The sequence below is a fragment of the Streptomyces bugieae genome (assembly GCF_036352915.1).
GTDB classification, from domain to species: domain Bacteria; phylum Actinomycetota; class Actinomycetes; order Streptomycetales; family Streptomycetaceae; genus Streptomyces; species Streptomyces endophytica.
Genome location: NZ_JAZBJP010000049.1, coordinates 16,401 through 35,200 on the forward strand (window position 1 = coordinate 16,401; position 18,800 = coordinate 35,200).

An 18,800-nucleotide genomic window follows, 5' to 3' on the forward strand; every position below is an offset into this window, starting at 1 on the left:
ACGCACGCTACGGGAGCAGCGAGGCGAGCGGAACATCCGGATCGGCCAGCGCTGCGGGCTCCAACGGGGCGCCGCTGCGGATGAGTTGCTGGATGGTGTCGGCGACGTCCCAGACATTGACGTTCATGCCCGCCAGCAGCCGGCCGTCGGCGGCGAGCCAGAAGGCCACGAACTCCCGCTTGGCGACGTCGCCGCGGCAGACGACCTGGGCGTACGAGCCGGGCGGGGCGTAGCCGGAGTACTCCATTCCGACGTCGTACTGGTCGGAGAAGAAGTACGGGACGCGGTCGTAGCTGATGTCCTGGCCGAGCATGGCGCGGGCGGCGGCCGGGCCGCCGTTGAGGGCGTTGGCCCAGTGCTCGACCCGGATGCGGGTGTCGAGGAGGGGGTGGTCGGCGGCGGCGACGTCACCGGCGGCGTAGACGTACGGGTCGGAGGTGCGCAGCGCCGCGTCGACGGCGATGCCGCCGCCGGTACCGGGCTCGGCGAGGTCGAGGCCGGCCTGTTCGGCGAGGGCGGTGCGCGGGGCGGCGCCGATCGCGGCGAGCACGTCGTGGGCGGGGTGTTCCTCGCCGTCGTCGGTGCGGACGGCGAGGACCATGCCGTCCTGGCCGACGATTTCGGTGAGGCGGGCGCCGAAGTGGAAGCGGACGCCGTGTTCGCGGTGCAGGTCGGTGAAGAGGGCGCCGAGTTCGGGGCCGAGGATGCCGTGCAGGGCGGTGGGCGCGGGTTCGACGACGGTGACCTCGGCGCCGTAGGAGCGGGCCGCGGCGGCGACCTCCAGGCCGATCCAGCCGGCGCCCGCGATGACCAGTTGCCCGCTCCGCTTCGCTCCGCCTCGGCTCTCTTCTGTGTCTCCGGGTGCCGAGCTCTCCCGGCCGAGGGAGGCCAGGACGCCGCGGAGCCGTTCGGCGTGGGCGAGGCGGCGCAGGTGGTGCACGCCGGCCAGGCCGGTGCCGGGGATGTCCAGGCGGCGCGGTTCGGCGCCGGTGGCCAGCAGCAGCTTGTCGTAGGCGATCAGGGTGCCGTCCCCCAGGCGGACGGTCCGGCCGGCCGGGTCCAGGTGGACGGCGGGCTGGCCCAGGTGGAGCTCGATGTGTGCCTGGGCGTACCAGGCGGGCTCGTGGATGAAGACGCTGTCGCGCTCCTCCTTGCCGAGCAGGTACCCCTTGGAGAGCGGCGGGCGCTCGTACGGGTGGTCGCGCTCGTCACAGATGAGGATCACCCGGCCGGTGAAGCCCTCGGAGCGGAGCGTCTCCGCGGCCTTCGCCCCGGCCAGGCCACCCCCGACGATGACGAACGTCTGGTGTGCGTCGACCACTTGCTTCCTCCTCGTTGCGGTGCCGTACGTCCGCGTCCGCGTCCGTAAACGCCCCCGATGTGCCCCCGGTGTGGTTTTTCCGGTGTGCCTTCCCCCGTGTGCTGACCGGGTGTGCTGTCCCGATGCGCTGTCCCGGTGTGCTTTCCCCTGTAGATGTGTGCGGTGTTGGCGGGGTTCTCCGTGTGGGCCGTTCGAAAACGGTCGGGTTCGAGCGTCCCGCACGGAGGGTGAGGGGGGAAGAGGGGCTTCCCCCCTAGGGTCACCCTGGGTTGCCCCGCGCGTTACCGGGCCGTCGGGTGAGACGGGCGTGCAGGGAGCGGGCCGTCGTGTCCGTCAAGGCCGCGATCTGGTCGATGACGGCCCGCATCCGGGCGGTGTCGTCGGGGGCCGCCTCGAACAGCGAACGGAACTGCGGATCAAGGCCGTCCGGGGCGCGGGCGAGCAGTGCCTCGGCCAGTTCGGCGATGACCACGCGCTGGTCCGCGCGGAGTGCTTCCTGGTCCGGGCGCTGCATCACGTACCGGTCGGCGACCGCTTTCAAAACGGCGCATTCCAGCCGGGTTTCGGCCGGAACCACCAGCTCCGCGGCGTACCGGGTGAGCCGGCCGCTCCCCCACCGGGCGCGCGTCGCGCCCTCCGCGGCGAGGCAGAAGCGGCCGATCAGTTGGCTGGTGGCGTCCTTGAGGCGGGCCTGGGCGAGCGCGCTGCCGTCGTAGCCGTGCGGCCACCACTCCTGCTCCAGCAGGCGGTCCAGCGCCGCGGCCAGTTCCTCCGGTCCGGCGCCCGGGGCGTAGCGCTCGGCGGCGACCGCGAAGATCTCGGCGCGCTCGGCGTCGGCGAGCAGGACGTTGGGGTCGAGGTGCCCGGCGTGCAGCCCGTCCTCGACGTCGTGCACCGAATACGCCACGTCGTCGGACCAGTCCATGACCTGCGCCTCGAAGCTGCGCGCCGCGTCGGGCGCGTCCTGCCGGAACCAGGCGAAGACCGGCTGGTCGTCCTCGTAGACCCCGAACTTCGGGGAGTCCGGGTCGGTGGGGTGCGCGCCGCGCGGCCAGGGGTACTTGGTGGCGGCGTCGAGCGCGGCGCGGGTGAGGTTGAGGCCGACGCTGAGCGCCGAGCCGTCCGGTGCGGGCACGAACCGCTTGGGCTCCAGACGGGCCAGCAGCCGCAGCGACTGGGCGTTGCCCTCGAAGCCGCCGCAGGGCGCGGCGACTTCGTTGAGGGCCTGTTCGCCGTTGTGCCCGAAGGGCGGGTGGCCGAGATCGTGAGCCAGGCAGGCGGTCTCGACCAGGTCGGGGTCGCAGCCGAGGGCGGCGCCGAGTTCCCGGCCGACCTGGGCGCACTCCAGGGAGTGGGTCAACCGGGTGCGCGGGCTGGCGTCCCAGGCGTGGGTGAGCGTGCCCGGGGTGACGACCTGGGTCTTGCCGGCCAGTCTGCGCAGCGCCGCGGAGTGCAGCACCCGGGCCCGGTCGCGCTGGAAGGCGGTGCGTCCCGGGCGTTTGTCGGGCTCGGGGACCCAGCGTTCGGTATCGGCCGCGGTGTAGCCGGTGATGGTCGGTCGTGTGCCCGTCATACAGCGACGGTAGCCGCCCTGATGCTCTCGGGGCCGGATCCGGTGCGGGTGAGGAGCGCCTGGTCGTAGCGGTGCAGTACGAGGCGGGCCAGCGCGGGGTGGTCCCCCAGGGGCGCGGCGGCGACGCCGGGGGCGGCGGCCGCGCACTGGGTGGCGAAGCGGCCGGGGGCGGTGAAGCAGCCGGCCAGCGCGATCCGCTCGTGGCCGTCGGCGGTCAGCGTCCGGACGGCTTCGGCGACGGTCGGGGCGGCGGCCGTCCGAGAGGGGTGACGCGAAGCGTCTCGTTCCGGGGTGGTGGCGGGAGACGGGTGGGCGTAGGCGGGGACGACCGGGAGGCCGCCGAGGCGGGCGGAGAGGAGGCGGGCGGTGCGCTCGGTGTCCCGGGCGGAGCGGGCGGCCCGGGAGCCGGCGGCGGCCAGGATCACGGCGGTGCTCCCGAGGCCGGCGGCGGCACCGGCCTCCAGCAGCCGGCCGTGCAGCGCCTCGGCGAGGAGCGGGTGCGGGCCGAGCGGAGCGGCGATCCGGCCGGTCAGGTGGGGTGCGGCCGCGAGCGCGGCGGGCAGGTCGTGGGTGACGTGGTAGCCGTGGCCGAAGAGCAGCGGGACGAGGACGGCGTCGCCGCGGAGGTCCGCGAGGGTGTCGGCCAGCAGCGGCTGGTTGAGCTCGATGTGCCCGAGCCGTACCGGGAGGCCGGGGCGGAGCGCACGGACGCGGTCGAGGAGCGCACGGACGGCCGGCAGGGCGCGCGGGTCCCGGCTGCCGTGCGCGACGGCGACGAGGGTGGGGGCGGCCGGGCGCGGTGGGCGGAAGCCGTGCAGCCGGACCGTGCGGAGCCGGCTGCTGAGCTCGGCGGTGATCTCGGCGGCGAGGTCCCCCGCGCCGAGCGGCGCGGGGGAGGCGGAGGCGGAGGGCTGCGGTATCGGCACCGTCATGATCCGAGCCTGGCAGCCGGGCGTTGCGCTGCGGTTTCCCCGCGGGGAACTCCGTGTTCCGTACGGCTTCCGCCGGCGCTACGCCCCGTGTGCGCCGTCCTGCCCGGCGGCCGCCTCGTGGGCGTCGATCTCCTTCAGGTAGCGCTCGCGGGTCGGCTCGTCCAGGAAGGACGCGCGGAAGGAGTTGCGGGCGAGCCTGCGCAGCGTCGCCCCGTCGAGGCCGAGGGCGTCGCGGACGGCGGTGAAGTTGTCGTCCGCGTAGCCGCCGAAGTACGCCGGGTCATCGGAGTTGACGGTCACCAGCAGCCCGGCGTCCAGCATCGCCGGCAGCGGGTGGTCCGCGAGGTCGTCGACCACCCGCAGGCGGAGGTACGACAGCGGGCAGACCGTGAGCGGCACCTGGTCCGCCACCAGGCGGGCGACCAGCCGCTCGTCCTCCATGGAGCGCACCCCGTGGTCGATCCGGTCGACGCCGAGGACGTCCAGGGCCTCCCAGACGTACGCCGGCGGGCCCTCCTCGCCCGCGTGCGCCACGCACTTGAGCCCGGCCTCCTTCGCCAGCGCGAAGACCTCCCGGAACTTCACCGGCGGATGCCCGACCTCGGCCGAGTCCAGCCCGACGGCGGTGATCCGGTGCAGGTACGGGCGGGCCGCCTCGAAGGTGGCCAGGGCCGATTCGGCGCTCTCGTCCCGCAGGAAGCACATGATCAGCCGAGTGCTGATGCCGTACGTCTCCTCGGCGGCGTCCAGCGCCCGGGCCAGGCCGTCGATCACCGTGCCGATCGCGACGCCGCGCGCGGTGTGCGCCTGCGGGTCGAAGAAGATCTCGGCGTGCCGTACGCCCTGCTCCTTGGCGCGGGCCAGGTAGGCGTGTGCGAGGTCCGCGAAGTCGTCCTCGGTGCGCAGCACGGCCATCAGCGCGTAGTACAGGTCGAGGAAGGACTGCAGGTCCGCGAAGGAGTAGGCGCGGCGCAGCTCGTCCTCGGTGGCGTAGGGCAGCTCCACGCCGTTGCGCCGGGCGAGCGCGAAGGCCAGGCCGGGCTCCAGCGTGCCCTCGATGTGCAGGTGCAGTTCCGCCTTGGGCAGCGGCCCGGCGGCCGGCCGGTCGGTGGAGGGGTTCGGGGAGGAAGCCACGCTGGTCAGACCTGTTCTGCGGTAGGTGAAGGGCCCTCCGTGGTACGGGAGGGATCTTCCAGGTTAGCCGCGGGAGCCGCGGAGCCCACCGGCTGGTGGGGAGCCCCGGAGCCGACCGGGTGAGGACGCGCTCGACGCGGGGCGGCCAGCCAGTCGCCGCCCGCTATGGGCGTGCCGGTCGCGCGCAGGCGGGCGGCGAGCGGTGCGGCGGCCAGGTAGACCCAGGCCGGTACGGTCCGGCCGTCCGGGCGGACCGCGTCGGTGACCACCCGCTCGTAGAGGTTCCGCGGGTCGCCGGGGGCGTAGTCCTCCAGCCGGTCCAGCACCGCCCGCACCCCGTCGTAGTCGGCGGCCCGGGGGTGGACCAGCGCGCCGTGCACCACCGCGTCCGGCGGCCCGGGTATCGCGTACGGGTAGCCGGGGCCGTCGTAGAGCAGCGCGCCGGTGATCCGGGCCGGTTCCTCGTGGGCGGTCCGGCCGCGGAGCGCCCAGGCGTGGTTGGCCTGGCCGGGGAGCAGCGTTCCGTAGACGAAGAAGGGCAGGCGCTCGGGCTCGGTGGTCATGGGGCGCGGTCCTCCCGGTGGTGGGGTCCTCTCCAGGGCCGTTCGGCATCGGCGGCGGGGCCGTTCGCCTTCGGCGGCGCGGCTCGGGGCGCCGGTGCGCCTCGGGGCGGCATGTCGTCGGCGGTGGGTCGTCGGCCACGATGCCAGGTGGTCCTGCAACCATCATCGGCCGGTGGGCGTCGGTCCCTGCAAACACTGTCGCGATCAGACGCGATCGCACGCAATCGGTCGCGAGCAGAAGCGATCGCTTGCGGACAGGAACGGGGACGGGGGCGGGTCATGCGAGGGCCGGTGGCAGGGCTGATGCGGCGCATACGGGGCGGGGTGTCCCGGCTGCGGCTGCCGCGGACCCGGCGCGGGCAACGCCGCGCCTATCAGGCCGTGGTGGCCGCAACGGTGCTCGCGCTGGCCCCGGCGACCTGGCTGAACGCCACCGCGGGCCCCCGGGTCCGGACCGTCGCCGACGCCCCCGCCGCACCGGTCGCCATCGTCTTCGGCGCGGGTCTGTGGGACGGCAAACCGTCCCCGTACCTCGCCCACCGGCTGGACGCGGCCGCCGCGCTCTACCGGCGGGGCACCGTCCGGGCCGTCCTGGTCACCGGTGACAACAGCCGCCACGACTACGACGAACCGGACGCCATGCGCGGCTATCTGCTGCACCACGGCGTCCCGGCCCGGAAGATCGTCAACGACTATGCGGGCTTCGACACCTGGGACTCCTGCAGCCGGGCCCGCCGGATCTTCGGCGTGCACCGGGCGGTGCTGGTCAGCCAGGGCTTCCACATCCGGCGCGCGCTGGCGCTGTGCACGGCGGCCGGGATCGACTCCTACGGGGTCGGGGTCGCCGCCACGCGCGATGTGACCTGGGCGTACGGCGGTGTGCGAGAGATCTTCGCGGCCGGGAAGGCGGCGGCCGACGCGCTGCTGCGGCCCGATCCGCAGTTCCTCGGCCCGCGCGAGAAGGGCGTGACGGAGGCACTGCGCTGAGGTCGGCGAGGGCACTGCGGTGAGGTCGACGGAGGCACTGCGTCGAGGCCGGCGGGGGCGCTGCCCCAGGGCGTGACGGAGGCGCTGCGGCGGGCCGCGCGCGCCTCCGCCTCCGGGCCCTGCCCCGGTCTCAGGCCTTGGACGCGCGGGCGTACAGGCTGAGGATCTTCGCCCCGAAGAAGGGGCTGTAGGAGACGCGGTCGCTGTTCGGGCCCTTGGGGCCGCCGCCGTTGAGGCCGCCGATCAGCCCGATGATCCGGCCGGTCCCGGTCCGCTCGTCGTAGCCGGCGAGCCAGGGGCTGCCCGAGGTGCCGCCGTAGAAACCGCCGCACTCCATGCGGAGTTGGCTGGTGCCGGTCAGCCGGGAGGTGCGGGCGGCGCAGCGCACCGCCCGGTCCTCCGGGTCGTTGCGGACGTTGGGGTAGCCGATGACGGTGACGTCGTTGGTGTAACCGGGCGTCGGGGCGAGGACGTTGCCGCCGGTGACGTCCTCCAGGGCGCGGCCGTCCGCGTCGGGCTCGACGGTGGCGAAGGCGAAGTCGAGGTCGGACTTGTCGCCGGTGGTGCCGCGGTCCGGATAGGCGAAGGACTCGTCGATCGCCCACACCCCGTACGGCTGGGTCTGCGCGCCGGAACGATACTGCGGGACGAACGCGGCACGGTCGCCCGGGTTGCAGTGCCCCGCGGTGAGGATCAGGTTGCGGTGCGGGCTGTGCACCACGCTGGCGGTGCAGTGGTGGGCCCGGGCATCGCCGTCCACCGAGAACAGCACGCCGACGGTCGGGATGCCGTCGAAGTGCCGGGCGGTGGCGGGGAGTTGGGCCGCGGCAGCGGAGGGCTTGGCCGCGGACGCGGATGCGGACGCGGAACCGGTCGCGCCCGCGGCCGGTGCGGCGGCGGCCATCCGCTCGGGCGTCCAGTAGGCGGCGGCGTCCCGGCTGCTCCAGGGCGCGTCGGGGGCCCGGGTCGGCAGGTCGCCGGTGGCCGCGGCGCCCCGGGCGCCCTCGGCCGCGTGCACGGCCGGCGCCGCGGTCAGGCAGAACGCCATGCCGAGGGCCGCCGTCACGGCCTTGCCGCCGCGGGTGAGCAGGGGGGTGCGCAGCGGGCCCGGGGTCCGCCGCTTCGCGTGTCGCGCCACGTCAGCTCGTCTCCTCTGCGACCCAGGACAGATAGCCGGCCCCACCGCGGGTGATCGGGGTGGCGATGATCTCGGGGGTGTCGTAGTCGTGCGCCTGCAGGAGGTAGCGCTCCAGCTCCGGGTAGCGCGCCTGCGACGTCTTGAACAAGACCTGCCATTCCCGCGCGGTCTCCACCGCGTCGTTCCAGCGGTAGACCGAGGTCACCGGGGCGCCGACCTGGGCGCAGGCGGCGAGCCGGCCCTCGATCGCGCCGCGGGCCAGGCGCTCGGCCGCCTCCGCGCTGTCCGTGGTGGTCATGACGGTCAGGAACTCGGTGGACACGGGCGCTTCGCCCGTGCGGGAGGTCGGGTCGGTGGGATCGGCCACGGTGGCGCATCCTTCATGGTGGGGGACATGGTGCGGGCACATGGTGGGCACCCGGTGAGGGACGAACGGACGCTGCCCGCATCGTACGGACCGGGATGATCATCCCTCAGCTGACGGGCCGCCCCGCGCAGGGGCACGCACCCGGACGCACGGGGCCGAATTCCCCGGTTGCATCCGCCGGTACAGCGGCAACGATGGAAGGGAGCCAGCCGCCGGCACGCATCGAAAGGCCAGCACCATGGACGACCTCGACGCACTCACCCGCCAGCAGCTCGACGACGCCAGGGCCTCCGCGCACGGGCGCAGTGCCCATCTCTTCGTCCATGACGGTCCGCTGCGGCAGACCGTGATCGCGCTGATCGCCGGGGCCTCGTTGGACGAGCACCAGGCGCCACCGGCGGCGAGCCTGCAGGTCCTCAAGGGGCGGGTCCGGCTGACCGGGCCGGGCAACGGCACCGAGCTGAAAGCGGGTCAGATCGCCGTGCTCCCGCAGGAGCGGCACGGGCTGGAGGCCGTCGAGGACTCGGCGGTGCTGCTGACGTCCGTCACGGAGTTCAAGGGCGAGGGGATCCGTGACGCGGAGACGGTAGGGATGGCGCGGGGATAGGACCTGGAGCCCTCGCGGACTTCACGTTTTTCTGAATTTTATGTAGCTTGTGGAGCATGACGAGTTCCAGGTCCAGTGACGGTCCCGCCGGGCGCAGCTCCCACGGCGGCGGGCCGGGCATCAAGGTGCGGCTGACCGGCGAGAAGGAGACCCTGCTCCCCACGCTCCACGCCCGCGCGGTCGACTGCCTCTCCCCCGACCCGATCCTCGGCGACACCATGGCCCTGGACGCCCTCCGCCGGATCGAATCCGACTTCGCCGCGATGCGGCTGAGCGCCGGCGACGCCGTCACGGTGGCCCTGCGCGCCCGCCAGTTGGACCGCTGGACGGCACGGTTCCTGGACCGGCACGATGACGCGGTGGTGGTGCATCTGGGCTGCGGCCTCGACACCCGCGTCCACCGGCTGAACCCGGGGCCCGGAGTGCGCTGGTTCGACGTCGACTTCCCCGAGGTCATCGACCTGCGCCGGGAGCTGTATCCGGAGCCGGCGGCCGACTACACGGCCGTCCCGTCGTCGGTGACCGACCCGGCGTGGGTCGCCCGGGTGCCCTCGGCCCGGCCGACGATGATCGTCGCCGAGGGGCTGCTGATGTACCTCACCGAGGAGGACGCCACCGCGCTGCTGCGACGGCTGATCGTCCACGCGCCGCACGGTGCGGCGGCCTTCGACGTCTTCGGCAGCGTCGCCATCCGTACGCAGCGGCTCAGCCGGGTGCTCCGGAAGGCCGGCGCGAAGGTGCACTGGGCCACCGACCGCGCGGGGATCGCCGCGCTGAGCCCCCGGCTGAAGATCGTCGAGGACGTCAGCGCACTGGAGCTCCCGGGGATCGAGAAACTGCCGCCCGCCTACCGGCTGGCCGCCCGGGCCGCGGCCAAGGTGCCCGCGGTCCGGGACACGTGGCGGCTGTACCACTGCCGGTTCTGAGCCGCCCCGCCCTCTGCGGCGTCGTCCTCGGCCTCACCGTTCGTCCTCAGACCGCGATCCACTGGTCGTACGCCAGCTTGCACAGCAGGGCGACGACCACGACCACCAGCACCCCGCGGACGAACCCGGCCCCGCGCTTGAGCGCCATCCGGGCGCCCACCATGCCGCCCACGAGGTTGAACAGGGCCAGCAGCGCGCCGAGTTGCCACAGCACGGTGCCCTGGACGGCGAACATCGTCAGCGCGCCGACGTTGGTGCAGACGTTCACGACCTTGGCCGTCGCGGACGAGGTCACCAGGTCCATGTGCAGCAGCGCGGCGAGCGCGATGACCAGGAACGCACCGGTCCCCGGCCCGATCAGGCCGTCGTAGAAGCCGATGCCCAGACCGGCGACGAGGACCGCGGCGAGCACCCGCCGCCGGGTGACCGGGCCGGACGGCGCCGGAGCGGTCCCGAACGCCGGGCGGAACAGGACGAAGGCGAGCACCGCCAGCAGCACCGCCATGATCAGCGGGCGCAGTACCTCGCTGTTGATCCCGGCCGCGAAGAACGCCCCGCCCAGCGAGCCGGCCATCGCCGCCAGCCCGATCCGCAGCGCGGTCCGCAGATCGATCGGCGCCTTGCGCACGTAGGTGACCGCGGCGGCCGTCGTGCCCACGATGGCGGTGGACTTGTTGGTGCCGAGGACGTACGCGGCGGGCGTGTGCGGCAGGCCGACCAGCAGGGCCGGCAGCAGCAACAACCCGCCACCACCCACCACGGCGTCGATCCAGCCCGCCGCGAGCGCGGCCAGGCAGAGCAGGGTCAGGGCGAAGAGCGATATGTCAGCGGGCACCGGCTGATCTTAAGAAGTGGGTTGCGGACCGGGCCCGGAATTACGGCCGCTGTGACGAACACCGCCGGGACGGGAGGGGCATGCGTCCGCGGGAGGGGCGTACGTCCGCGGGATCAGAGGCAGCCGTCCAGGGTCGAGGTGCGGCCGTAGGGCAACTCGCGCCCGTCGATCACGACACCGCCCCCCGGCGGCAGCACAGGAGGGACCAGCTCCGGCAGAGCAAGGCCGTCCCGGTCGACGCTCACCTGGATGCGCTCGGGAGATTCCGTCGCGATCTCGTACATGTCCTGGGGCAGGTCCTCCCAGATCGCGTACTCCTCCATGCCGTCGTACCGCCCACCGGGCTCCGGTACACCGCCGCTGATCCGCATGTCCGCCGCGGACCGCATCGCCGTCAGCCCGGGGACCTTCACCGTCACGAACGGGCCCAGCTCCCTTTCCGCCAGGAGCTCCCCGCGCTGGTACACCCTGACCACGAACGCATCGCCGACCGCCCACGAACCCGTGCGCACGTAGTAAGCGACCGAGGCGTCGAGCTCTTCGAGGTCGCTGCACACCTCAAGGTGCTCCCAACCACCGCCGCCCTGCCAGAGCGAGCCCTCGAACACGTAGAAGCTGTGCACGTCATCCCCCGATGTCCTCGATGTGCCCGGATGCGGGCCGTGCCTTCCCCGATGATGACGGTTCCGCCCCCGGTCCGTCGGCCCTCAGCGGGGCGGGGCCGCCTGCGGGTCCGGGACACTGTGGCCGGCCGGTGCCCGGTCCGGGGCGGGCGGGGCCGCCGGGGAGACCGTCAGCGACAGCAGCGTGGCGCTCAGCGCACTCGCCCCGGCCAGCCAGGCCACGAGCTGACGGCGGGCCCATACGGTAACGACGGGGGCGGGGTGCGGCTTGCGGTGCTTCGCCATGAACGACGGATCCTTCCAACGGCCAACGGCCAACGGCCAACAGTCAACGGTTCACGGGCCGGCGGCCCGAGGGACGGGTGCGCGGCCGGGGGGCTCAGAACGTGAAGTGCTCGGTGTGGATACGGGACGCGGGCACGCCCGCCCGCTCCAGGGCGGTGATCGCGGCCCGCGCCATCCCGGGCGGGCCGCACAGATAGACGTCGTGCTCCGCCAGATCCGGCACGAGGTTGCACAGCGCGCGCGGGGCCAGCGGATCGAAGGGCCCGTCGGACGGGCCGAGCAGATAGTGCAGGGCCGCCCCACGCGCCGCGGCGATCCCCTCCAGCTCCTCGCGCAGCACCAACTGCGCGGCGCTGCCCGCCCGGTAGAGCAGCGTGAGATCACCGGGCCCGCCCGGCAGGGTCTCGAACAACGCCCGCATCGGCGTGATGCCGACACCTCCGGCGAGCAGCAGCACCTTGCGGCGGGTCCGCCGGTGGGCGGTCAGCGCGCCGAACGGACCGGTGGCCAGCACCCGTACCCCAGGCCGGAGCCGCCGGACCCGCCGCGTGTGGTCGCCGCACGCCTTGACCGTGATCCGCAGCGTGTCCTCGCGTACCGGCGCGGAGAGCGAGAACGGCAGCGCCGTCCGCCACAGCCGCCGGTCCAGGAACCGCCAGCGGAAGAACTGCCCCGGCTCGGCCCGCAACGCTTCCAGTCCGCGCCCCCGTATGACGACCGAGACCACCCCCGGCCCCTCGGTCCGCACCTCGGCGACCCGCAGGTCGTGCCGGAGCGCCTGCCGTACGGGTACGACCAGCCGGTACCAGACCAGCAGGGTGCCGACGGTGGTGTGCAGCAGCGTCCACAGCCAGCCGGCGAACGGGCTGCCGGCCAGATCGGGCCCGGAGAGCTGGTGGCCGAAGGCGAGCGCGACGGCCGCGTACGTCAGCAGATGGACCGCACGCCAGGTCTCGTGCCGGACCCGGCGGCGGAACGCAGGGGCCGAGGTGACCCCGACCCCGGCCAGCAGCCCGGTGCCCACCACCGCGGCGGCGAGCCACGGGTAGCCGAGCAGGCCACCGGTGGCGGCGAGCAGATCCGCACCGGTGTGGGCCGCGTAACCGCACAGCGCGAAGAGGGCGTGGGTGCCACACAGCCCGAGGACGTACCGGCCGCCGAGGGCGTGCCAGCGGGCCAGCCGGTCGGCACCCACCCCGTGCTCGACGGCCGGTACGCGCGCCATGAGCAGCAGCATCGCCAGCACGCCGTACGCCGCGAGCAGCCCGCTGAGGTGCGCGAGGGTGGCGAACAGCGCATCGAGCCGCGCCGAGGGCTCCGCCTGCACGAGCCAGAGCCCGACGACCACGGCTGCGCCACCCGCCAGCCCGGCCCGCAGGGCCCGCGGCGAGGTACGCAGCGGGGGCGCCGGTACGGGCATCGGCACGGGCGTCGGCGTGGCCGGAGGTGCGGACGGCGGTGCGGGCATCGATACGGGCCGGGGGGCCAGCCGCGAGTAGAGCGGATGGACGGGGGACGAATGCGGGGCGCCGTCCCGGGCGCGAGGGTGGGTGGGGGTGCTCACAGGCCGACAAACTACGGCCGTTCGACGCCGCGAAACACCAGGTCAGGCCCCAATTCCGGTTCCTTAAGGCAGCCTTGAGGACAGCCTGACCGCTGGTTAAGAACCAGCCGCTCGCCCCGGCTCTCCGCGATCCGGTGCACCGCGTCGAGCGCCTCGGTCAGCTCGACCGTCAGCAACTGGAGCTCCCCGGTCGTCCAGCTCCGCCCGTCGAGCAGCCGCCGCGCCTCTTTGCGCAACTCGGCGGTGTAGCAGAGCTGCTCCGCCTCGATGTCGTCCGCGAGCCGGGAGATGAACCCGGTCCCGTCCCCGAGAACGAGGCAGGGCTTCCCTTCCGGGCTCGTCCACGGGAGGAGTCGGGGGGTGGAGGTGGTGGGGGTGTCGTCCGTCATGAGCGGCCTCCTGGGGCTCCGTTGCGAGGTAACCGGATGTAGCCATTCGGTCACGCTGGCAACGCAACGGGCAATAGAATGGCACTACTTAAGCGCCTGCGCTTAGGGCGATGACCTGCGCAGCTACTGGCTGCGATCACATGAGGAGAGGTCACGGCATTGGACGAGACGACCCCACCCGAACTCTTCAATCCGCTACAGCGATTCGGCCAGGACGTCCGTCGCGTACGCCTGGGACGCAAACTCACCCAGAAACATTTAGGCAACGCAACGGGCTACACCGACGCGTACGTCTCCATGGTGGAGTCCGGAAAGCTGAAGGCCAGCGAGAAGTTCGCCAGCGGCTGCGACATGGCATTCGGTACGAACGGGCTCTTCGCGGGGCTGCTGCGCAGGATCGACGAAGGCGACCACCCGTCGTGGTTCGTTCCCTATCTGCGGCTGGAGCGGAAGGCGTCGCGGATACTGGCCTATTCGACGAACCTCATGACCGGCATTGTTCAGACGGAAGGCTACGCCCGAGCCGTTTTCCGCGGATCGAACCCTCGGACAAGCGCCGAGGGGATTGAGGACAAGGTCGCCGCACGGCTACGACGACGTGAGGTGTTCGACGGGGACGCTCCGCCATCCCTGTGGGTCATCCTTCACGAGGCATGTCTGCGAACCGTCGTCGGTGGCGCTGAGGTCATGGCCGAACAGCTCGACTATCTGGTGCAGGTAGGCGCGTCGCCCTACGTCGAGGTCCAGGTCATGCCGTTCTCGGCAGGCATCCCGGCCACATCCACCATGCCCTTCACTGTGCTGCGCTTCACGGACGCTCCAACGGTGCTCTACACAGAGACTCGGGTAGGAGGCAGGATGCACGATTCCGCACAAACGGTCGACTCCGCCTTGGATGATTATGATCTCCTCAGGGCGCATGCGTTGGCCCCTGATCGGTCACTGGCCCTGATCACGACTCTGCTGAAGGAGTACCGCGCATGAGCCCCGAGTTGAATCTCGCAGCTGCCAAGTGGACCAAGTCCTCCTACAGCGAAGGCAACGGCGGGGAATGCCTCGAATTCAGCCGCACCCTCACCCACCCCCACGGCCTCGTCCCCGTCCGTGACAGCAAGGACCCGGACGGCCCCGCGCTCGTCATCCCCGCCAGCGGCTGGACCGCGTTCATCTTCGCCGTGAAGCAAGGGACGTTCGGCGCCTGAAAGGAGCCCCCGTGAACCTCCGCGACGACGCCCGGGCGCTGTCCGGCGATCTCATCCAGCTCCGCCGTACGCTGCACCGCATCCCCGAGACCGGGCTCGATCTTCCCCGTACCCAGGAGACGGTGCTGGGGGCGCTCGACGGGCTGCCGTTGGAGGTCCGCACCGGCGACGGACTCAGCTCGGTGACGGCGGTGTTGCGCGGGGGCCGGCCCGGGCCCACCGTGCTGCTGCGCGGTGACATGGACGCCCTGCCGGTCGCCGAGCGCACCGGTCTGGACTTCGCCGCCGACAACGGCCGGATGCACGCCTGCGGCCACGACCTGCACACCACCATGCTCACCGGCGCCGCCAAGCTGCTCAGCGCGCACCGCGACCGGCTCGCGGGGAACGTCCTCTTCATGTTCCAGCCGGGCGAGGAGGGTTACGACGGGGCGCGGTACATGCTCGCCGAGGGGCTGCTGGACGCGACCGGGCAGCGGCCGGCCGCGGCGTACGCGATCCACGTGCTGTCGGCGGGGCTGCCCAGCGGCGTGTTCCGGACCCGCGGCGGTACGGCGATGGCCGCGTCCAACACGCTGCGGGTGACGGTGCAAGGGGAGGGCGGGCACGGGTCGATGCCGCACCGCGCCAAGGACCCGGTGCAGGCGGGCTGTGCGATGGTGACCGCGCTACAGGCGTGGATCACCCGTACCTTCGACGTCTTCGACCCGGTGATCCTCACGGTGGGCACGTTCCACGCCGGTACGAAGCAGAACGTCATCCCGGACACCGCGGTCTTCGAGGCGACGGTCCGCAGCTTCTCCGACGCGGCGCAGGCCCGCGTCAAGGACGGCACGGTGGAGGTGTGCCGCGGCATCGCGGCGGCCTACGGGGTGGCCGTGGACGCGGAGTTCCAGGAGGTCTACCCCGTCACCGTCAACGACCACACGGAGGCGGACTTCGCGGCGGGCGCGGTCCGCGAGGCGCTGGGCGAGGAACGCTACGTACCGCAGGCGCAGCCCCTCCAGGGCTCGGAGGACTTCTCCCGCGTGCTCGCCGAGGTCCCCGGTGCCATGCTCTTCCTCGGCGCCCCGCCCCGCGGCGCCGACCCGGAGCGCAGCCCCAACAACCACTCCCCGCTCGCCGAGTTCGACGACGCCGTACTGGCGGACGGCGCCACCCTCTACGCCGAACTCGCGGCGCGACGCCTCGCCTCGGCCTGACCCGGAACCCCGTACGGAGAGATCCCCCCATGGCCCCGACCCTGCCCGACGAGCCGCACCGTCCCGAAGACCGGACCTACGACTCCGGCCCCTGGTGGGCGGGGCTGGGACCGATCGGGGCGATGGTGCTGATCCTCGGCGGGGTCGTCTGGGCCGTGTGGTCGTTCCTGCGGCTGCCCGGGGACGCGCAGGGGCAGGCGCTCGGCTACTACCGCGCGGGCCGGGTCATCGCCATCGGGCTGGTCATCGCGGGCACGGCGCTGCTGGGGCGGATGCGGGCACGGGCCTCGGGGGCGGCGGAGCCGTCCGAGGAGGAGCGGGAAGCGGGCGACGGGGCCAGCGTTTCCCCGTAGTTGAGAGCGGCTCTTAGAAGCCTCTTAAGACCGCTCACTATCCAGTCCCCATGACCTCTTTCACGATCTCCGGGGACCCCAACTCCCCTTCGCGCGGCGCCCTTCACCGGTCCCCGCGGGCCCGCCGGACCACCCGCGCCCTCGCCGCCTCCCTCGCCCTCGCCTCGGCCGCCCTCGGCCTGAGCGGATGTGACAGTGCCGCCGCCGGGACGCTGCGGGGGAGCAAGTTGGAGTTGCCCGTGGCCGGTGGTACCGCCGTCGTGGACACCGGGACGCTCGCGGTGAGTGCGCGGGCCGGGGACGGGCGGCGGATGGTGTGGTCCGAGGCGGCCGGGGGCGGGCTCGGGAAGCCGGGGCCGGTGACGCGTACGGCGGACGGGGCGCGCTGGAGCTATCCCGCGAAGGGGCTGGCGGTGACGGCCGGGGTGGAGCACGGGCGGCTGCGGATCCGGCTGCGGTCGGAGCGTGACGGGTCGGTCAGCTGGCCGGTGACCGGGACCGACCGGGCCGCCTCGTCCGTCCAACTGCCACGCGGGGAAGGGCTGGACATTCCGGTGCGGGACGCGTTCTGGAATGCGGGGGCGGAGAAGGGCGGGCTGGCCGGGAGCAGCGTGGATGTGGGGGCGGAGCTGGCGTTGCCGTTGTGGGGCTATGCGCTGGACGGCTCCCAGGGGGCCGGCGGGAGTTCCGGCGGGCGGGGGCACGGGGTGAGTTATCTCGTGCCGACGGACATCGGGACGTCGTTGCGGTTCACGTCCGTGGGTGGGCGGTTGCGGAGTACCGCCGTCCATGCGTTCGACGGCGGGGAGGGGACCCGGGAGTACGACGTCTCGTTCGCGCTCACCGACGGCGATCCGGTCGCGCCGGCGGCCGACTACCGGGCGTATCTCGCCCAGCGCGGGCAGCTCGGCAGTCTGCGGCGGAAGATCCGGCAGAACCCGGCCAACGCCAAGCTGCTCGGGGCGTTCCACGCGTATGTGTGGGGGGAGGCGCGGACCGCCGCCGGGGTCGACAGGCTCAAGCGGCTGGGGGTGGACCGGATGTGGCTCGGGTACGACTCGGGGCCCCACCCGATGGACGCCGCGGCGGTGCGGGCCGCCAAGAAGGCGGGCTATCTCGTCGGCCCGTACGACTCGTTCGCCAACGGGCAGGACCCGAAGACCGCCGACAGTCCCACCTCGGCGTGGCCGGACCGGGTGTATCCCGACTTCTGTATACGAAAGGCGGACGGCACCCCGGAGACCGGCTTCGGCGGGCGCGGCTGCTACCTCAGCTCGCGCGCCTTCGAGAAGGCCGAGCCGACGAAGCACTACCTCGCCGACCGTACCCGCACGATGACCGCCAACGGGGCGGACAGCTACTTCCTCGACGTCGACGCGACCGGGGAGGTCTTCCGGGACCACGCCGCGGGGCACGAGATGACGAAGGCGGGCGACCGGGCCGACCGGCTGGCCCGGATGCGGCGCCTGTCCCGGGACTTCGTGCTGGGCTCGGAGTCGGCCCAGCCGTGGGCCAACGAGGTGCTCGCGTACGACCACGGCTCGGGCACCCCGGTCGCCGACGGCCTGTGGAAGCTGGAGCGCGACAAGCCGACCTGGGGCGGCTACTACCCGGAGAACGCGCCGACGGCGTTCTTCAAGCCGGTGCGGCTGCCGGCCGGCCTGGCGAAGGCGATGTACGACCCGAAGTACCGGGTGCCGCTGTACGAGACCGCGCTGCACGGCTCGCTGGTGAACGCCGAGCGCTGGGAGCTGTCGTACGAGAAGCTGCCGGCGCAGAAGACCACCCGGGCGCTGCTGGCGATGCTCTACAACACGCCGCTGAATTACGTTCTGGACGGGCCGTCGCTGACCGAGCACGGGGCTGAACTCGCCGCGCTGCAGCGGTACTTCGCGCCGTTGCACCGGGCCGCGGGGACCGAGCGGATGACGTCCTTCCGGTGGCTGACCGGTGACCGCAGCGTCCAGCGCACGGTCTTCGGCGACGGCGCCCTGACCGTCACCGCCAACTTCGGCAGCACCGCCCACGACGGGCTGCCGGCCGGCTGCGTCGACGCCGAGCTGCGCACCGACGCGCGGCCGCGCCGGCTGTGCCCGGCTCAGCTCACCCCGGCGGGACCCGCGGCCTCCAAGTAGCGCAGCACCGCGAGCACCCGGCGGTGGTCCGTCTCCGAGGGCGGGAGGCCGAGCTTGGCGAAGACATGGGCGACGTGCTTCTCGACCGCCCGCTCGGAGACGGTCAGGGCGGTGGCGATGGACTGGTTGGTGCGGCCCTGCGCCATCAGGGACAGCACCTCGTGCTCGCGCGGGGTGAGCGCGTCCAGCGCCCGGGACCGGCGGCTCGCGCCGAACAGCTGGGACACCACGTCCGGGTCCAGCGCGGTGCCGCCGGCCGCCACCCGTTCCAGCGCGGCCACGAACTCGCCGATGTCCATGACCCGTTCCTTGAGGAGGTAGCCGACGCCGGCGAAGCCCGCGCCGAACAGCCGGTCGGCGTAGGCGGTCTCCACGTACTGGGAGAAGATCAGCACGCCGGTGCCGGGGTGGTCGCGGCGGAGCCGGACGGCCGCCCGCAGGCCCTCGTCCGTATGGCCGGGCGGCAGGCGGATGTCCACCACGGCGGCGTCCGGGCGGTGGGCGGCGACCGCCGCGAGCAGCGCCTCGGCGTCCGCGACGGCGGCCGCGACGGTCACCCCGCGCAGCTCCAGCAGCTGGACCAGGCCCTCGCGCAGGATCGCGGAGTCCTCGGCTATGACGATGCGCATGGGGTCCCCCGTCGGGTCGTCGTGTCTGCCCCGCC

Annotated in this window: 20 protein-coding genes and 1 pseudogene; 8 read left to right on the forward strand and 13 right to left on the reverse strand. The window is 73.1% G+C overall.

The features are described from left to right. Nucleotides 1-7: 7 nt before the first annotated feature. From V2J85_RS37395 to V2J85_RS37415, 5 genes and pseudogenes are all read right to left on the reverse strand, one after another. Nucleotides 8-1,321: an NAD(P)/FAD-dependent oxidoreductase gene (locus V2J85_RS37395; protein ID WP_261951619.1), complete on the reverse strand. Its 1,314-nt coding sequence runs from the start codon at nt 1,319-1,321 to the stop codon at nt 8-10. A gap of 259 nt (nt 1,322-1,580) precedes the next feature. Then, nucleotides 1,581-2,894, reverse strand: a complete 1,314-nt coding sequence (locus V2J85_RS37400) for a deoxyguanosinetriphosphate triphosphohydrolase (protein ID WP_261951618.1) — start codon at nt 2,892-2,894, stop codon at nt 1,581-1,583. Then, nucleotides 2,891-3,826, reverse strand: coding sequence for a sirohydrochlorin chelatase (locus tag V2J85_RS37405; protein WP_261951617.1), 936 nt, complete (start codon nt 3,824-3,826; stop codon nt 2,891-2,893). The genes V2J85_RS37400 and V2J85_RS37405 overlap by 4 nt, the downstream gene beginning before the upstream one ends. Before the next feature lie 78 nt (nt 3,827-3,904). Next, nucleotides 3,905-4,969: an adenosine deaminase gene (locus V2J85_RS37410; RefSeq protein ID WP_330824085.1), complete on the reverse strand. Its 1,065-nt coding sequence runs from the start codon at nt 4,967-4,969 to the stop codon at nt 3,905-3,907. Between the two features lie 131 nt (nt 4,970-5,100). After that, nucleotides 5,101-5,523 (reverse strand): annotated as a pseudogene (locus tag V2J85_RS37415) (gamma-glutamylcyclotransferase family protein); the annotation flags it as partial. Nucleotides 5,524-5,826: 303 nt separating this feature from the next. On the opposite strand from V2J85_RS37415, the gene V2J85_RS37420 reads away from it, so the two are divergent. Next, complete coding sequence (locus V2J85_RS37420) at nt 5,827-6,510, forward strand: SanA/YdcF family protein (protein WP_261951616.1); 684 nt, start codon at nt 5,827-5,829, stop codon at nt 6,508-6,510. A 130-nt stretch (nt 6,511-6,640) separates the two neighbouring features. On the opposite strand, the gene V2J85_RS37425 is transcribed toward V2J85_RS37420, so the two are convergent. Beyond that, nucleotides 6,641-7,648, reverse strand: coding sequence for a trypsin-like serine peptidase (locus tag V2J85_RS37425; protein WP_330824066.1), 1,008 nt, complete (start codon nt 7,646-7,648; stop codon nt 6,641-6,643). 1 nt (nt 7,649) lies between these two features. Beyond that, on the reverse strand, nt 7,650-8,015 hold the full coding sequence (gene cutA / locus V2J85_RS37430) for a divalent-cation tolerance protein CutA (protein ID WP_410011148.1): 366 nt from the start codon (nt 8,013-8,015) through the stop codon (nt 7,650-7,652). A 238-nt stretch (nt 8,016-8,253) separates the two neighbouring features. On the opposite strand from cutA, the gene V2J85_RS37435 reads away from it, so the two are divergent. Further along, the gene (locus tag V2J85_RS37435) at nt 8,254-8,622 is read left to right on the forward strand and encodes a cupin domain-containing protein (protein ID WP_261951614.1); all 369 of its coding nucleotides are present in this window, start codon (nt 8,254-8,256) and stop codon (nt 8,620-8,622) included. Between the two features lie 56 nt (nt 8,623-8,678). Beyond that, on the forward strand, nt 8,679-9,548 hold the full coding sequence (locus V2J85_RS37440) for a class I SAM-dependent methyltransferase (RefSeq protein WP_330824067.1): 870 nt from the start codon (nt 8,679-8,681) through the stop codon (nt 9,546-9,548). 46 nt (nt 9,549-9,594) lie between these two features. Here the strand turns inward: V2J85_RS37440 and V2J85_RS37445 are convergent, their stop codons facing one another. The 5 genes from V2J85_RS37445 to V2J85_RS37465 form a co-directional block, all read right to left on the reverse strand. After that, nucleotides 9,595-10,383 carry a sulfite exporter TauE/SafE family protein gene (locus V2J85_RS37445; protein WP_330824068.1) on the reverse strand — a complete coding sequence of 263 codons (789 nt, stop codon included), beginning with the start codon at nt 10,381-10,383 and terminating at the stop codon, nt 9,595-9,597. Between the two features lie 113 nt (nt 10,384-10,496). Then, a complete protein-coding gene (locus V2J85_RS37450; protein WP_330824069.1) occupies nt 10,497-11,006 on the reverse strand; it encodes a hypothetical protein in 510 nt (169 codons plus the stop codon). Nucleotides 11,007-11,090: 84 nt separating this feature from the next. Continuing rightward, on the reverse strand, nt 11,091-11,291 hold the full coding sequence (locus V2J85_RS37455) for a hypothetical protein (protein WP_330824070.1): 201 nt from the start codon (nt 11,289-11,291) through the stop codon (nt 11,091-11,093). Nucleotides 11,292-11,385: 94 nt separating this feature from the next. Then, nucleotides 11,386-12,711 carry a ferredoxin reductase family protein gene (locus V2J85_RS37460; protein ID WP_419836869.1) on the reverse strand — a complete coding sequence of 442 codons (1,326 nt, stop codon included), beginning with the start codon at nt 12,709-12,711 and terminating at the stop codon, nt 11,386-11,388. A 155-nt stretch (nt 12,712-12,866) separates the two neighbouring features. Beyond that, entirely contained in the window at nt 12,867-13,244 is a 378-nt protein-coding gene (locus V2J85_RS37465) for a hypothetical protein (protein ID WP_330824072.1), read from the reverse strand. Nucleotides 13,245-13,403: 159 nt separating this feature from the next. Between V2J85_RS37465 and V2J85_RS37470 the strand changes: the two genes are divergently transcribed. The 5 genes from V2J85_RS37470 to V2J85_RS37490 are packed head-to-tail and all read left to right on the forward strand — an operon-like array spanning nt 13,404 to nt 18,136. Beyond that, the gene (locus V2J85_RS37470; protein ID WP_261951607.1) at nt 13,404-14,228 is read left to right on the forward strand and encodes a helix-turn-helix domain-containing protein; all 825 of its coding nucleotides are present in this window, start codon (nt 13,404-13,406) and stop codon (nt 14,226-14,228) included. Continuing rightward, nucleotides 14,225-14,446: a DUF397 domain-containing protein gene (locus V2J85_RS37475; RefSeq protein ID WP_261951606.1), complete on the forward strand. Its 222-nt coding sequence runs from the start codon at nt 14,225-14,227 to the stop codon at nt 14,444-14,446. Before V2J85_RS37470 ends, V2J85_RS37475 begins: the two co-directional genes overlap by 4 nt. 11 nt (nt 14,447-14,457) lie before the next feature. After that, nucleotides 14,458-15,648, forward strand: coding sequence for a M20 metallopeptidase family protein (locus V2J85_RS37480; protein WP_330824073.1), 1,191 nt, complete (start codon nt 14,458-14,460; stop codon nt 15,646-15,648). A 29-nt stretch (nt 15,649-15,677) separates the two neighbouring features. Next, nucleotides 15,678-16,001, forward strand: a complete 324-nt coding sequence (locus V2J85_RS37485) for a hypothetical protein (protein WP_330824074.1) — start codon at nt 15,678-15,680, stop codon at nt 15,999-16,001. Nucleotides 16,002-16,051: 50 nt separating this feature from the next. Beyond that, entirely contained in the window at nt 16,052-18,136 is a 2,085-nt protein-coding gene (locus tag V2J85_RS37490) for a glycoside hydrolase (protein WP_330824075.1), read from the forward strand. On the opposite strand, the gene V2J85_RS37495 is transcribed toward V2J85_RS37490, so the two are convergent. Beyond that, nucleotides 18,100-18,765, reverse strand: a complete 666-nt coding sequence (locus V2J85_RS37495; RefSeq protein WP_261951602.1) for a response regulator — start codon at nt 18,763-18,765, stop codon at nt 18,100-18,102. The two genes, V2J85_RS37490 and V2J85_RS37495, sit on opposite strands and share 37 nt — an antisense overlap. Nucleotides 18,766-18,800 lie beyond the last annotated feature (35 nt).